This is a genomic window from Leucobacter sp. cx-42 (genome assembly GCF_014529985.1).
Lineage (GTDB): Bacteria > Actinomycetota > Actinomycetes > Actinomycetales > Microbacteriaceae > Leucobacter.
On record NZ_JACVMU010000007.1, the window covers coordinates 219,755 to 233,771 of the forward strand.

13 protein-coding genes are annotated in these 14,017 nt (G+C 62.0%); 2 read left to right on the top strand and 11 right to left on the bottom strand.

The features are described from left to right. Nucleotides 1–13: 13 nt before the first annotated feature. The 4 genes from ICM05_RS08595 to gabT all read right to left on the bottom strand — a co-directional run bounded on the left by ICM05_RS08595 (nt 14) and on the right by gabT (nt 4,217). A complete protein-coding gene (locus ICM05_RS08595; protein ID WP_188024152.1) occupies nt 14–208 on the bottom strand; it encodes a hypothetical protein in 195 nt (64 codons plus the stop codon). Then, nucleotides 205–1,044, bottom strand: a complete 840-nt coding sequence (locus tag ICM05_RS08600) for a hypothetical protein (protein ID WP_188024153.1) — start codon at nt 1,042–1,044, stop codon at nt 205–207. The genes ICM05_RS08595 and ICM05_RS08600 overlap by 4 nt, the downstream gene beginning before the upstream one ends. Nucleotides 1,045–1,375: 331 nt before the next feature. After that, entirely contained in the window at nt 1,376–2,842 is a 1,467-nt protein-coding gene (locus tag ICM05_RS08605; RefSeq protein ID WP_188024154.1) for an NAD-dependent succinate-semialdehyde dehydrogenase, read from the bottom strand. Nucleotides 2,843–2,873: 31 nt separating this feature from the next. Continuing rightward, nucleotides 2,874–4,217 (bottom strand): 4-aminobutyrate--2-oxoglutarate transaminase, encoded by a 1,344-nt coding sequence (gene gabT / locus ICM05_RS08610; RefSeq protein ID WP_188024155.1) that lies wholly within the window; start codon nt 4,215–4,217, stop codon nt 2,874–2,876. A gap of 111 nt (nt 4,218–4,328) precedes the next feature. Between gabT and ICM05_RS08615 the strand changes: the two genes are divergently transcribed. Next, the gene (locus ICM05_RS08615) at nt 4,329–5,570 is read left to right on the top strand and encodes a PucR family transcriptional regulator (protein ID WP_188024156.1); all 1,242 of its coding nucleotides are present in this window, start codon (nt 4,329–4,331) and stop codon (nt 5,568–5,570) included. Here ICM05_RS08615 and thiL read toward each other — a convergent pair. Beyond that, the gene (gene thiL, locus ICM05_RS08620) at nt 5,567–6,628 is read right to left on the bottom strand and encodes a thiamine-phosphate kinase (RefSeq protein ID WP_188024157.1); all 1,062 of its coding nucleotides are present in this window, start codon (nt 6,626–6,628) and stop codon (nt 5,567–5,569) included. The genes ICM05_RS08615 and thiL overlap by 4 nt on opposite strands. Nucleotides 6,629–6,685: 57 nt before the next feature. Between thiL and ICM05_RS08625 the strand changes: the two genes are divergently transcribed. Further along, on the top strand, nt 6,686–7,192 hold the full coding sequence (locus ICM05_RS08625) for a DUF3515 family protein (protein ID WP_353055863.1): 507 nt from the start codon (nt 6,686–6,688) through the stop codon (nt 7,190–7,192). 71 nt (nt 7,193–7,263) lie between these two features. Here ICM05_RS08625 and ICM05_RS08630 read toward each other — a convergent pair whose 3' ends face one another. From ICM05_RS08630 to leuC, 6 genes are all read right to left on the bottom strand, one after another. Beyond that, nucleotides 7,264–8,373, bottom strand: coding sequence for a D-alanine--D-alanine ligase family protein (locus ICM05_RS08630; RefSeq protein WP_188024158.1), 1,110 nt, complete (start codon nt 8,371–8,373; stop codon nt 7,264–7,266). After that, complete coding sequence (locus ICM05_RS08635) at nt 8,373–9,476, bottom strand: NAD(P)H-dependent glycerol-3-phosphate dehydrogenase (protein ID WP_223160391.1); 1,104 nt, start codon at nt 9,474–9,476, stop codon at nt 8,373–8,375. The genes ICM05_RS08630 and ICM05_RS08635 overlap by 1 nt, the downstream gene beginning before the upstream one ends. Then, on the bottom strand, nt 9,473–10,249 hold the full coding sequence (locus tag ICM05_RS08640; protein ID WP_188024159.1) for a 1-acyl-sn-glycerol-3-phosphate acyltransferase: 777 nt from the start codon (nt 10,247–10,249) through the stop codon (nt 9,473–9,475). The genes ICM05_RS08635 and ICM05_RS08640 overlap by 4 nt, the downstream gene beginning before the upstream one ends. Nucleotides 10,250–10,356: 107 nt before the next feature. Beyond that, nucleotides 10,357–11,679 (bottom strand): UDP-N-acetylglucosamine 1-carboxyvinyltransferase, encoded by a 1,323-nt coding sequence (gene murA, locus ICM05_RS08645; RefSeq protein WP_223160409.1) that lies wholly within the window; start codon nt 11,677–11,679, stop codon nt 10,357–10,359. An 80-nt stretch (nt 11,680–11,759) separates the two neighbouring features. Continuing rightward, entirely contained in the window at nt 11,760–12,365 is a 606-nt protein-coding gene (leuD, locus tag ICM05_RS08650; RefSeq protein ID WP_188024161.1) for a 3-isopropylmalate dehydratase small subunit, read from the bottom strand. A gap of 2 nt (nt 12,366–12,367) precedes the next feature. Beyond that, complete coding sequence (leuC, locus tag ICM05_RS08655) at nt 12,368–13,846, bottom strand: 3-isopropylmalate dehydratase large subunit (protein ID WP_188024162.1); 1,479 nt, start codon at nt 13,844–13,846, stop codon at nt 12,368–12,370. Nucleotides 13,847–14,017: the final 171 nt, after the last annotated feature.

Sequence of the window (14,017 nt, forward strand, 5' to 3'; positions counted from 1 at the left end):
TTGCGCGGGGAACCTACCGGCCTGTTGCCCGCTCAGCTGAGGAACGACGAATGATCTTCCGAAGCTGCAGCTTTTGAGCTGCCTTGCGCTCACGTCGCACTTCGCGCACCGTTTCGTCGAAGGTCTGGTTAAGCTTCGCCTCTCGGTTCTGCTGACGCGCGGCGAAGGTCTCTGGCGAGAGGCGATATGGCATTGGCGTGAAGGTCATGTTCCACTTCCTCTCTGATTCAAAGCGTTACCCACAGAATACATCCCGAGTCTAAAAAGTGCTCCCCTTCGGGTGTGAGGCTTCCGTTTCGCTGCGGCATAGTACTCAGCAAGCACGTCTGCAATAGGGATGAGGTTTGCTTCATCGACCTCGAACAGATCAGTTTCAGACGCCGTATCGACCGTGAGGATTCCGAAGACCTGATCACCCCGCGAAACAGACACTGCCGCGAAGCTGGTGTACTCGTTTCCGATCATCTTCTGCTTGCTGACGGAATCGCTCTCGCCGGTGAGTAGGCTCATCATGCCGACAAAGACTTCGTCGCCATCGTCATGTGCCCGTGGCTGATCTTTGCGCCCAGCGCTTGCAACCGGACGCATGTGCACGTTGCCCCGCCCGTCGCGCCCCAGCTCGAAGAGCGTCACTCGATAGCCAAGTTCTCCCGGGTATGCGGTCTTGACCAGCTGTGCCACGATCTCCTCGAACGCTTGGTCTCTCAATCGTTGGCGGTCGCGTAGGCCCGCAGTCTCCATCGCAGAGAGGAGCGGCACCATGCGAGAGACTAAACGCAGACTTGCTCGCTCACGGGCGTCTTGTTCATCTTGCTTCTTCTGAACGTGACGCAGAAAATACTGGCGAATTGCGAGCGGAAACGTGCCAATCGCAATGAGAGCGACACCCAGCCAGAACCAGAACGGATCGAAGGTCTCCCCGACATGGGTTGACACCATCGGGCCACCAATGAGTGGCAACACCCAGGGTGCCATTTCGATGAACAGATAGCGGTTTGCAATGAACTCTACGGTGAGCCACCAGGCGGTTCGAATCAATCTCATGAACGCCCTCCTCTGTGCTCAGCCGATGGTGTGTGCGTGTTCCCCACGCTACGTCTGACCACTGACATTTCAAGACGCGCTGCTAGCCACCCGCACCTCAGCACGCTGGCGCACGCCCAACTATTTCTTGAGACTCAATCCCGCGAGATCGACCGTTTCTGCCGAAAAGACCCCTTTCATGCGTATGAAAGCATCAATCTCGGAAGAAACGGCCATGCTCGATGAGTTGGCGCCCCACCCAACAACCAGCACAACGGCACACCGCACAACAGAAAACGGGCGGCCCCGCATCGATACTCGATGCAAGACCGCCCGTTCACTAGGCGAAGAATTAACGCGGGATGAGCGTGTACTTCGTTGCGAGGAACTCGTGGATGCCCTCGAAGCCACCCTCACGGCCGACGCCCGACTGCTTCATGCCACCGAAGGGTGCTGCAGCGTTCGAGACGAGGCCAGTGTTGAGGCCCATCATGCCGCTCTGAAGCTTCTCGATCATACGCTGACCACGAGCAAGGTTCTCGGTGAACACGTAGCTCACGAGGCCGTACTCGGTGTTGTTCGCGATCTCAACAGCCTCTTCCTCAGTGGAGAAGCGGATGATGCCGAGAACCGGGCCGAAGATCTCTTCGCGCATGATTGCCGACTGCTTGCTGAGCTTGTCGATCACGGTGGGCTGGAAGAAGTTGCCAGCACCCTCGATGATTTCGCCACCAGCAACAACGGTTGCACCAGTGTCAACTGCGTCTGCAACGAGGCGAGCGGTGTTTGCCACTGCCTTGCTGTCGACGAGTGCGCCGATGTCGTTGCCCTCTTCAGCGCCACGGCCGATCGAGAACTTGTTGACGCGCTCTGCAATCTTCGCTGCGAACTCGTCAGCAACCGACTCGTGCACGATGATGCGGTTTGCCGCGGTGCATGCCTGGCCGATGTTACGGAACTTCGCGAGCATTGCGCCCTCGACTGCTGCATCGATGTCTGCGTCTTCGAACACGACGAAGGGAGCGTTGCCGCCGAGCTCCATCGAGGTACGAAGAACGTTCTGCGCTGCTGCTTCGAGAAGCTTCACGCCAACCGGGGTCGAGCCGGTGAACGAGAGCTTACGGAGGCGGCTGTCGCTGAGCAGTGCGCTCGACTGAGCGCTCGACTTGCTCGTCTGAACAACGTTGACAACACCTGCGGGCACGCCAGCCTCTTCGAGCAGCTGCACGAAGAAGATGGTGGTGAGCGGGGTGAGCGCTGCAGGCTTCACAACGACGGTGCAACCAGCTGCGAGTGCCGGCGCGATCTTACGCGTCGCCATTGCCAGCGGGAAGTTCCACGGGGTGATGAAGTAGCAGGGACCAACGGGCTGGTGCGAGACAACGATGTTGCCGCTGCCCTCGGGGTTCGGACGGTAGTCGCCGCGCACGCGCACTGCTTCTTCCGAGAACCAGCGAAGGAACTCGCCGCCGTAGTTGACCTCACCACGTGCCTCAGAGATGGGCTTGCCCATCTCCATCGACATGAGGAGTGCGAAGTCTTCCTTGCGCTCCATGAGGAGGTCGAATGCACGACGAAGGATGTTCGAACGCTCACGGGTCGAGGTTGCCGCCCATGCGTCCTGAGCAGCTACTGCAGCGTCAAGCGCGCGAACTGCATCATCAACGGTTGCGTCAGCAATGGTCTTGATGACGTCACCGGTTGCGGGATCGTGCACATCGAAGGTTGCGCCCGAGGACGATGCCTCGAACTTGCCACCGATTGCGAGACCCGAAGAAACTCGATCGAGCAGTTCCTGCTCGTTAGGCTTCAAAGCCATAAGAATGACCTACTTTCCTGTTGGGAAAAAGTTAGTTTGCCTTGATCGCGTCAACGACGACCTGGAGGCCCTCGCGAAGCAGCGCGTCAGAGATGGTGAGCGAAGGCAGGAAGCGGATGACGTTGCCGTAGGTACCGCAGGTCAGAGCGAGAACGCCCTGGTCAGCTGCAACCTGTGCAACCTTGTTGGTGAGGGCCGAGTTAGCCTTCTTCGAACCCGACTCAACGAGCTCGACAGCCATCATTGCGCCACGGCCGCGGATCTCGCCAATGCGATCGTCCGACTTCTGGAGCTCCGAGAAGACCTCGGTGATGGTTGCTTCGATGCGCTTTGCCTCGCTGAGGAGGTCGTCCTCGAGGTAGGTCTCGATGGTTGCGAGTGCTGCTGCACATGCAACGGGGCTACCGGTGTAGGTGCCGCCGAGGCCGCCTGCGTGCGACGAGTCCATGATCTCGGCGCGGCCGGTCACTGCCGACAGCGGGAGGCCGCCTGCGATGCCCTTTGCGGTGGTGATCATGTCGGGGACAACGCCCTCGAAGTTCGCAGCGAACATCTGGCCGGTGCGTGCGAAGCCGGTCTGAACCTCATCAAGGATGAAAACAACCTTGTTTGCGGTTGCCCACTCCTGGATTGCGGGGAGGAAGCCCTCAGCGGGAGCGATGAAGCCACCCTCGCCCTGGATCGGCTCGATGATGATCGCAGCGAGGTTGTTTGCGCCAACCTGCTTCTCGATCTGGCTGATTGCCTGTGCTGCAGCCTCTGCGCCGGTCAGGCCGTCACGGTACGGGTACGAAGCCGGTACGCGGTAGAGCTCGGGAGCGAAGGGGCCGTAGCCCTCCTTGTAAGGCATGTTCTTAGCGGTCATGCCCATGGTGAGGTTGGTGCGACCGTGGTAAGCGTGGTCGAAGACGACAACGCCGTTCTTGCGGGTGTAGTGACGAGCGATCTTGATCGCGTTCTCTACTGCCTCAGCGCCCGAGTTGAAGAGCGCCGAACGCTTCTCGTGGTCACCGGGGGTCAGCTCGTTGAGCTTCTCTGCGACTGCAACGTAGCCCTCGTAAGGGGTAACGGTGAAGCAGGTGTGGGTGAACTGAGCAACCTGCTCCTGAACAGCCTTCACAACGCGGGGTGCCGAGTTACCAACGCCGGTAACTGCGATGCCCGAGCCGAGGTCGATGAGCGAGTTGCCGTCGACGTCAACGAGGACGCCGTCGCCGCCTGCTACGACCGAGATGGGGAGAGCTGCGCCAACGCCCGCTGCAACAGCAGCGTTCTTGCGAGCGATGATTTCCTGCGACTTCGGGCCAGGAATGCTGGTGACGAGCTTGCGCTCCTGGGGCAGCGAGGGGCCGCCGATGACGGTTGCGTCAGACATGTTTGAAGTGCCTCCATGTGTCAGTGATAGGCCACGCAGGGGTGCTCCCACGTAACTAGTCACAAGTGTATGCTTCCTTTCCTGAGATTCCTGGTGCCATAATGGAGATTGATGAACACAGCTTTCGCCAATCCGGCAAACACACCCGCAGCTGACAGTCTGACCCACCAGCCATGGATCCCCCTTGAGGATCTCCTGCACGACTATCAGCTGGGTCTCGTCGTGATTGCTGGCGGTGGCGGTGATGCCGGCGCGCGGCCTGTGCAGTGGGTTCACCCCAGCGATCTCGTCGATCCTGCGCCGTTCCTCACCCCACGAACTGTCCTGCTGACGACCGGCGTCCAGTTCCCCGGCACGCTCTCCCCCGGCACCGCGGAAACCTACGTCACGCGTCTCGTTGATGCCGGCGTGTCTGCGCTCGGCGTCGCAGTCGGGCTGCGTTGGGACCGCATCCCCCCGACACTGATTCGCGCATGCGAGGAGCACCGTCTTCCGCTCGTCCGCGTTCCCTACGACACCCCGTTCATCGCGATTTCGCGTGCGGCAACCCGCCTCATCGAGGCTGCCGTACACGCCCGCAGCATGGATCGCACGGATAACCTTTCTCGAGCACAGCGATCCGCGCCCCATCTCGCGCGTGTGGAATCGGCCGTGCGTTCTGCCGTGTTGCGGCTCCTCACTGCCGGTGAGATCGAACTCGCAACCTCGGTTGCTGCCGAGCTGCTCCCTCCGCTCCCGCGCGGTCAGATCGTTGTGCTGAGCCTCGATGATCGCTCCGGCGCGGTGCGCCCAGCGATCGACTCAGCCATTGACGGCGTGATTTCAGGCGACCTCGATCATCGCTCGCTCATTGTGTGTGAGACGTCGCGGCTGGCGCCGATCCGCCGTCTGCTTGATCGTAACCAGGTCGCCGCGGGGGTATCCGAGCGCGGTCGCCACGACGACCTCACGACCCTCATTGATCAGGCGGATCGCGCGCTCGAGAACGCGCAATCGCTCGAGGCACCGAGCATCGTTGAGTATCGCCCGTCGATGCATTCTGGCGTGCTGCAGTTGCTCACGAAGAGCCGTGAGGCGCGACGTCGCGCACACGGTTTGCTCGCCCCTATCACGGCACACGATGAGCGGCACGGCGACACCATTCTCGTGAGCCTCGAAACCTGGCTCGCGCACAACGGTCAGCTCTCACCCGCCGCGGAAGACCTCGGCGTGCACCGGCACACGCTCCGCTCACGCATCAGGACGGCCGCGAGTCTCCTGCAACGTGACATCGACTCCCCCGATACCCGTGCCGAGATCTGGACGGCACTGCGCCTCCTGCACGCCGAACAGCAGGGCGAGAGCGCGCGCTAGTTCGACCCTGGCGGAACGACGAGGTACGGGTCCCAGCCAGCCGGCGACACCGGCGCGCCGTCAAGCAGTACGCCGGGCGTCGTGGCGGGGCCGTCAGCGGGGTTTGCGCTTGCTTCGTCCCCCTCACGCGTGACGACCTCACCGATCCGTACGAATCCTGCGGGAAGCGCGTCATCGGCAGGGAACGTCGCCAGCAGGCCATGATCCTCACCGCCGAACAGCATCGCGGGGACGCTTACAGCTTCCCCAGCCTGCTCGCCGAAGCCGGCGCACAGCAGATCCGCGCGCAGTGCCATCGTCACCCCACTCGCCGCCGCAATGCGCGAGGCATCGAGGGCAAGCCCATCTGACACGTCCATCATTGCGGTCGCACCAGCCTGCGCCGCGACGACGCCAAGTGAGATCGGCGGGACCGGAGCAAACTGCGCAGCAATCGCAGCCGGGTGGGCGGATCGCAACTCCCCCAACGTGCGCGAGTGCGCCGTGCCGTCAGCCTCGGTGGCGTCAGCAAAGAGCTGCGCGAGCCCCTGGCCCGCAAGTCCGAGCTGGCCAGCGTACGCCACCACGTCACCGACCCGCGCCCCAGAGCGCAACACCGGCGTCTGGGATCCCAGATCGCCGAGCGCGGTCACCGCGGCCATGAGGACAGGGGCGCGACCGAGATCGCCGCCCACAACGCCGCAGCCAGGAGCCAGTTCAGCGCACGCTGCGGTGAGTCCGCGCGCAACCTCTTCGAGGTAGTGGACGGGCAGATCTCGCGGTACCGCGAAGGCGACCGTGAGTCCGACGGGCACCGCGCCCATCGCTGCAACGTCTGAGAGGTTCGTGGCCGCGAGCTTCCACCCCAGGTCGAATCCGCTATGCCAGGCCAGGCGAAAGTCGGGTCCCTCGATCATGGTGTCGGTCGTCACGACACTCTCGCCCGCGTACCCCAGCACGGCACAGTCGTCACCGGGGCCGACACGTGCGGCTGCAGCGGGACCGAGATTCCGGAGCACACGCGCAAGGACACCGGCCTCGCCAAGTTCGCCAACTGTCACGTCTTCTGAGCCAATCACACTCGCAACTGTAGCCTCTCGGGGTTTCCTCCAGCGCGGCTCGCTAGAGTTGATGCTGTGTTTGATTCGCTGATCCGCCGCCCGCGCACGCTTGCCACTCTCGGTCTGATTGCGGTTGCCGCTCCGCTCGCCCTCTCGGGCTGCGCCGGCCCCGCTCCCATGCACGCGGCTGACGACGCGAACAACCCCGCCTGCGCCGACGTCATTGTGCGACTGCCCGACACGGTCGCAGACCTGCAGAAGCGTGCCACCAACGCACAGTCGACCGGCGCCTGGGGCAACCCCGCCGACGTTGAGCTGCGCTGTGGCATCGAGACGAGCGGCCCCACCACCGACATGTGCGTGAATGTCAACGACGTCGACTGGATCATCGACGAATCGCAGGCTCCCCTCTACCGCTTTGAAGCGTACGGTCGCGAGCCCGGCCTCGAGGTCTACGTGAACGGTGACAAGGTGAGTGGCACCTCGGTCGTGACCGATCTTGCGGCGGTCGCAAAGCAGCTTCCCCAGGTGCGCGAGTGCACCGGCTACGCAGACAGCATGGCGATCGCAAACGACAAGTAGCCGTCACCGCAACGACGACCACGCGAAAGGCCCCGGGGATCTCTCCTCGGGGCCTTTCGCGTGCGTGGCGATTAGTACATCGGGCGCTTCTCGATTGCGAGCTCAACGAGCTCAGTGATGAGGTCGGTGTATCCGAGGCCTGATGCCTCCCACAGGCGCGGGTACATCGAGATCGGAGTGAACCCGGGCAGGGTGTTGATTTCGTTGAGCACGGGTCCTTCCTCGGTGAGGAAGAAGTCGATGCGCGAGAGGCCAGCGCACTGGCAGACCTCAAACGCGAGCACGGCTGCGTCGCGGATCGCCGCAAACTCCGCCTCGGTCACGTCTGCGGGCAGTGCGAGCTCGATGCCTGCCGCACCGAGGTACTTTGCCTCGAAGTCATAGAAGTCACGGCCGGTGAAGACAATCTCACCAATCACCGAGCTCGTACGCGGGCGTGCGTCGCCGCGACCCTCGAGCACAGCGATCTCAACCTCGCGACCGGTGACGCCCGACTCGATGAGCACCGTGCGGTCCTCTGCGAAGGCGAGTTCGAGCGCTGCGGGAATCTGCGATGCCTCGGTGACGCGGCTGACGCCGACACTCGAGCCGGCGCGGGCAGGCTTCACGAAGAGCGGGTAGGTGAGACCTTCGTCGATCCGCTGAACAAACGCGGGATCGCGCTCGATCTGCTCGCGGGTCACGGTGCGCCACGGCGCGACCGCGATGCCCGCATCAGCGAGCACGGTCTTGACTGCGTGCTTGTCCATGCAGAGCGCCGAGCCAAGCACGCCGCTACCAACGTAGGGAACCCCCACGAGGTCAAGCATGCCCTGTACCGTGCCGTCTTCACCGTACGGGCCGTGCAGCATCGGCAGCACCGCATCGATGTCACCGAGGGGGCGGATCGCGCCCGCTGCGTCGATGACAGACAACTCGCGCGTCTCAGTGGAGGCGGGCCACAGCACACGGGTGCCGTTGTTCTGTACCTCAGGCAGTGCGCCAGCCTCGAGTCGGTACTCAGCAAGATCGGATTCCTGCATGAGAACGTTTGCGCCCTGCTTGGTGATACCAACGAGGATCACATTGAACTGCTCACGATCAATCGCACGCAGCACGCCAGCAGCGGTCACACAGCTGATGCCGTGCTCGCTCGAACGTCCACCAAACAGGATGACAACAGTGCGCTTCGCAGAGCTCATCACTTGCTCCCCTTCAATCGGCTAATAAACCGCTTCCAGCGGCCTCCCGCCTCGACCGCGAGCTTGAGCTCGGGCTGCGGGATATCGTCTTCGGTCGCGAGATGCGGACCAAGATTGTGTGGCTTCATGGTGCCCTCAAGCACCATCTTCACCTGCTGCACGATCGGCATTGTGATGCCGAGCTCAGACGCAACCTTCAGCACCGGATCAACCGAGGTGATGCCCTCAGCAGTCTGGTTCATCTGCGCCTTCGTCTCTTCGAGAGTGAATCCCTGACCAATGAGACGGCCAGCGGTATTGTTACGTGACAGCGGCGACTGGCAAGTTGCGATGAGATCGCCAAGGCCGGCGAGGCCGGAAAGCGTGATCGGATCCGCGCCAAGTGCGACCGCAAACTCGGTCATCTCAGCGAGACCGCGCGTAATGATCGCGGCTTTCGTGTTTTCGCCGTACCCCACGCCATCGACGATGCCGATCGCGAGCGCGATGAGGTTCTTCAGCACGCCACCCAGCTCAGTGCCAGGAATGTCAGTATTCACGAACGTGCGGAAGTACGGTGCGGCCGCAGCCGACGCGATTTCCTGCGCGATCGCGAGGTTCGCACAGGAGGCGACAGCACCGGTGGGCTGCTCCTTCGCGATCTCAAGCGCGATGTTCGGGCCGGAGACGACACCGATGCGCCACGGATCGAGATCGAGGGTGTCCTCAATAACCTCGGTCATCCGCATGGTCGTCGAACGCTCGAGGCCCTTCACCAGGCTCACGAGCACACTGCGCGGATCAAGGTAGGGCTCAATGTCTTCGAGGTTCTGACGCAGGGTCTGACTCGGAACCGCGAGGAATACGATCTCAGCGCCGGTCAGGACCTCTTCAAGATCTGAGGAGGCGTACAGCGACTCAGGGAGCTCAATGTCAGGCAGGTACCGGCTATTGCGGTGCTCAACATTGATCTCCTCGGCGACCTCTGGACGGCGCGCCCAGATGCGCGTCTCGGAGCCAGCATCACAGAGCACCTTCGCAAAGGTCGTGCCCCAGCTGCCCGCGCCGACGACGGCAACGCGGCGGCCGCGCTTACCTGTTGGCGTTCGCCCGGTGTCGATCAAAAGCGCCCCGTCTCTGTCTGCTGATGCTTACTTGGGTCCCAACGCTCCGCGGGAGCCTGCTCACCGCGGAGACCCTCAAGCAGTGCCGTGATCTCGTTCATGAGCAACACGGTCGCCTCGTTGATGGTCTTCTGGTCGTGGGGTTTGCCGTCAAACCGGCTCAGGTCAATTGGCTGGCCGACAGCGACATGAATGGTCTTGCGCGGGAACGGATGAATGCGCTTCGCGTAGCGCGGCATGAGTTCCTGTGTGCCCCAGTGCGCAACCGGGATCAACGGAATGCCCGACTCGAGCGCGAGGCGAACCGCGCCAGCTTTGCCGCGCATGGGCCAGAGGTCAGGGTCACGGGTGAGCGTACCCTCGGGATACACGATGACGCCCGCGCGCTGCTCAATGAGCTGGTTTGCCGCACCCATGGGGTTGTTCTTCGTCTGCGCCGAACGCGCAGCGCCCTGACGCTCGACAGGAATCTGACCCGACTTGCGAAGCAGCCAACCGAACACGGGAATCTTGAACAGGCTTGCCTTTGCCATGAAGCGGGGAACGCGACCGAGCTTCCAGGTTGCAACACCCATCGCGATCGGGTCGATCTCGCTGTAGTGATTCGGCGCGAGAATAAACGGACCCTCAAGCGGAATCTTCGAGTCGGGCGTGTACCGGTAGCGCGTCATGAGCGCCCAGATCGGAAGCACGAGCCCGGCGAGGATCCAAAACACGGATGGGCGTCGTTTTTCGGCGGAGGATCGCCCTCGTAGCTTCACCGTGTTAGTCATGTCCCCAATTATCCCGGAAAAGCATGATGGCGCGTGCATGCACGCGCCATCATGGATGAATCTTGTCAGCCCAACAACAGAGAAACTGTGTTGCTGGCCGGTCGAACTTACCCTTCGAAGACGAAGTCTGCGCCGAGCAGACGAAGCTTCTCGATGAAGTTCTCGTAGCCGCGAGAGATGATTCCGAGGTTCGTCACCTTAGTCTGTCCCTCTGCGGTGAGACCGGCGATGAGGTAGCTGAAGCCACCACGCAGGTCAGGAACTTCAATCTCAGCGCCCTTCAACGGAGTCGGGCCCGAGATCACTGCAGCCTGTTCAAACTCGCGACGCTTCACGCGACGGTTTTCGTCGTGCAGACCATCGCGGAAGACCTCGATGTTTGCACCCATCTTGTTGAGCGCGTCGGTGAAGCCGAAGCGGTTCTCGTAGACGGTCTCGTGAATCGTCGAAACGCCCTCCGCCTGGGTGAGCGCAACCACGAGGGGCTGCTGCCAGTCGGTCATGAAGCCGGGGTGCACATCAGTCTCGATGGTCACAGGCTTCAGTTCACCACCGGGGTGGAAGAAGCGAATGCCGTCGTCCTGGATGTCAAAGTCGCCGCCAACCTTACGGAAGACATTGAGGAAGGTCATCATCTCTTCCTGACGAGCGCCGCCAACGAAGACATCTCCCTTGGTCGCGAGCGCAGCCGAAGCCCAGCTTGCAGCTTCATTGCGGTCGAACAGTGCACGGTGGTCGTAGCCACGGAGCTCTTCGACGCCCTCAATGAAGATCACGCGGTTGGGCTCAACCGTGATGATCGCGCCCATCTTCTGCAGGATGCAGATGAGGTCGGTGATCTCCGGTTCAATAGCAGCGTTGCGAAGCTCAGTCTGGCCCTTGGCGAGCACACTCGTGAGCAGCACCTGCTCAGTCGCGCCAACCGACGGATACGGCAGCTCGATGTTTGCGCCGTGCAGACCGTTGGGAGCTGTCAGGCTGATGCCGCTCGGCAGCTTCTCAACGACCGCACCAAACTTCCGGAGCGCATCCAGGTGGAAGTCAATCGGGCGATCGCCAATGCGGCAGCCACCGAGGTCAGGAATGAACGCCTCACCCAGGCGGTGCAGCAGCGGTCCACAGAACAGGATGGGAATACGCGAGGAACCGGCGTGCGCATCGATGTCTGCGTGGTGTGCAATTTCAACGTTCGACGGATCGAAACGCCATTCGCCCGGCTCTTCACCGCGGGTCACAAGGACACCGTGCAGCGCGAGCAGGCCAGCAACCACGCGAATGTCAGAGACATTCGGCACGTTGCGAAGCACACTCGGGGTCTTGCCGAGGAGCGCAGCAACCATTGCCTTGGGGGCAAGGTTCTTGGCGCCACGCACCTCAATACGACCCATGAGCGGACGACCACCGTTGATGATGATCTCGTCAGAGGTCAAGCCGACACGAGCGCCCGCCTTTTGGGCGTCCTTCTTGAGTCCAGAAGCTTCGCTGTTGTCGTCCTGATGCTCTAGCTGAGTCACGCGTTCTCCTTCACCGGAAGCGTCTGCGGCATCCAAGCCGGACGACGCTTCTCGAAAGCGGTAATGTCTGCCTCGTTACGCAGGGTCAACGAGATGTCGTCGAGTCCTTCAAGCAGACGCCAGCGAGTGTAGCTGTCGATCTCGAAAGGAACCTGCAGGTCGCCTGCAGTAACGGTCTGATCCTCGAGGTTGACGGTGAGCTCAAGCCCGGGTGCAGCGTCCATTGCTGCCCAGAGACGCTCAACATCAGCCTCGGAAACCTGCGCGGCAAGCAGACCCTGCTTGCCCGAGTTACCACGGAAGATATCTGCGAAACGCGAAGAGATAACGACCTTGAAGCCGTAATCGCGGAGCGCCCACACGGCGTGCTCTCGCGACGAACCGGTACCGAAGTCCGGGCCTGCCACGAGGATCTGCGCGTTCTTGAACACGTCCTGGTTCAGCACAAAGTCAGCGTCTTCACGCCAGCGCGCGAAGAGCGCATCGTCAAAGCCAGTCTTCGTGACGCGCTTCAGGTACACCGCGGGGATGATCTGATCCGTGTCGACGTTCGAGCGCTTCAGCGGCGCTGCAACACCCGAGAATGTTTCGAATTTCTCCATGATTACGCCTCAACCTTCTGAGCTGCGTGGTCTACACCGTTGGCCAGGTCTTCCTGGAGGTCCCAGGGGCTCGAGAGCGTGCCGCGGATCGCGGTCGCCGCTGCCACGAGCGGCGATACGAGGTGCGTGCGGCCGCCGTTGCCCTGGCGTCCCTCGAAGTTACGGTTCGAGGTCGAAGCGCAACGCTCACCGGGAGCGAGCTGGTCGGGGTTCATGCCGAGGCACATCGAGCAACCGGCAAAGCGCCATTCGCCACCGAAGTCCTTGACGATCTTGTCAATGCCCTCGGCCTCTGCCTCGAGACGCACGCGTGCTGAGCCGGGAACCACCATGAGGCGGATCCCCTCTGCCATCTGCTTGCCCTCGATCAGACGAGCGAACTCGCGCAGATCATCGAGGCGTGCGTTGGTGCACGAACCCATGAACACTGCGTCAACCTTGATGTCCTTCATGTCCATGCCGGGTTCGAGTGCCATGTACTCAATTGCGCGTTCTGCAGCTGCGCGCTCGTTCGGATCCGCGATTTCAGCGGGAACCGGCACGCGCTCGCTCAGTGCGACGCCCTGACCCGGGTTGGTGCCCCAGGTCACGAACGGCTCGAGCTTGTTCGCATCGATGAAGATTTCCTTGTCGAAGGTCGCGCCCTCGTCGGTGGGCAGCGACTTCCAGTACTCAACTGCCGCATCCCAGTCAGCGCCCTCGGGAGCGTGGGGACGACCCTTGACGTACTCGAACGTGGTCTCGTCAGGAGCGACCATGCCTGCGCGTGCGCCTGCCTCGATCGACATGTTGCAGATCGTCATGCGACCGTCCATCGACAGTGCGCGGATCGCAGAGCCACGGTATTCCAGGACATAGCCCTGGCCGCCGCCCGTGCCGATCTGAGCGATCACTGCAAGGATGATGTCCTTTGCGGTAACGCCGGGGCGAAGGTCGCCGTCAACGTTGATCGCCATGGTCTTGAACGGCTTGAGCGGGAGCGTCTGCGTCGCCATGACGTGCTCAACCTCGCTCGTACCAATGCCAAATGCCAGCGCGCCAAACGCGCCGTGCGTCGAGGTGTGGCTATCGCCACAGACGACCGTGATGCCGGGCATCGAGAGACCGAGCTGGGGACCGACAACGTGAACGATGCCCTGCTCCTTGTCGCCGAGCGGGTGTGCACGCACACCGAACTCTGCGACGTTCTTCCGAAGGGTCTCGATCTGCACGCGGCTGGTCGGCTCTTCAATCTCACGCGTAATGTTCAGCGTGGGAGTGTTGTGATCCTCAGTAGCGATCATCAGGTCGACACGACGCAACGGACGGTCTGCCATGCGCAGGCCGTCGAATGCCTGCGGACTCGTCACCTCGTGAATGAGGTGGAGATCGATGTAAATCAGGTCAGGATCGCCGTTTTCACCCTTGACGACGACGTGATCGTCCCACAGCTTCTCTGCCAGGGTGCGGGGCTTCGTCGAAACGTTGCTCTGCTCAGTCATGTTTGCTTCTCTTCATTCTCTGCATGCGCGAAAACTCATCGCCCGCGCGTGAAACCGGTCATCACAAAGACTCCGCGGCGGGCGACCGATATGGGCTATTCCCCGCCGCGGCAAACAAGAAGCTGTTGCCACGAACGCATGTCGGGAGTCTAGCACTCAGGGCGCCCTACC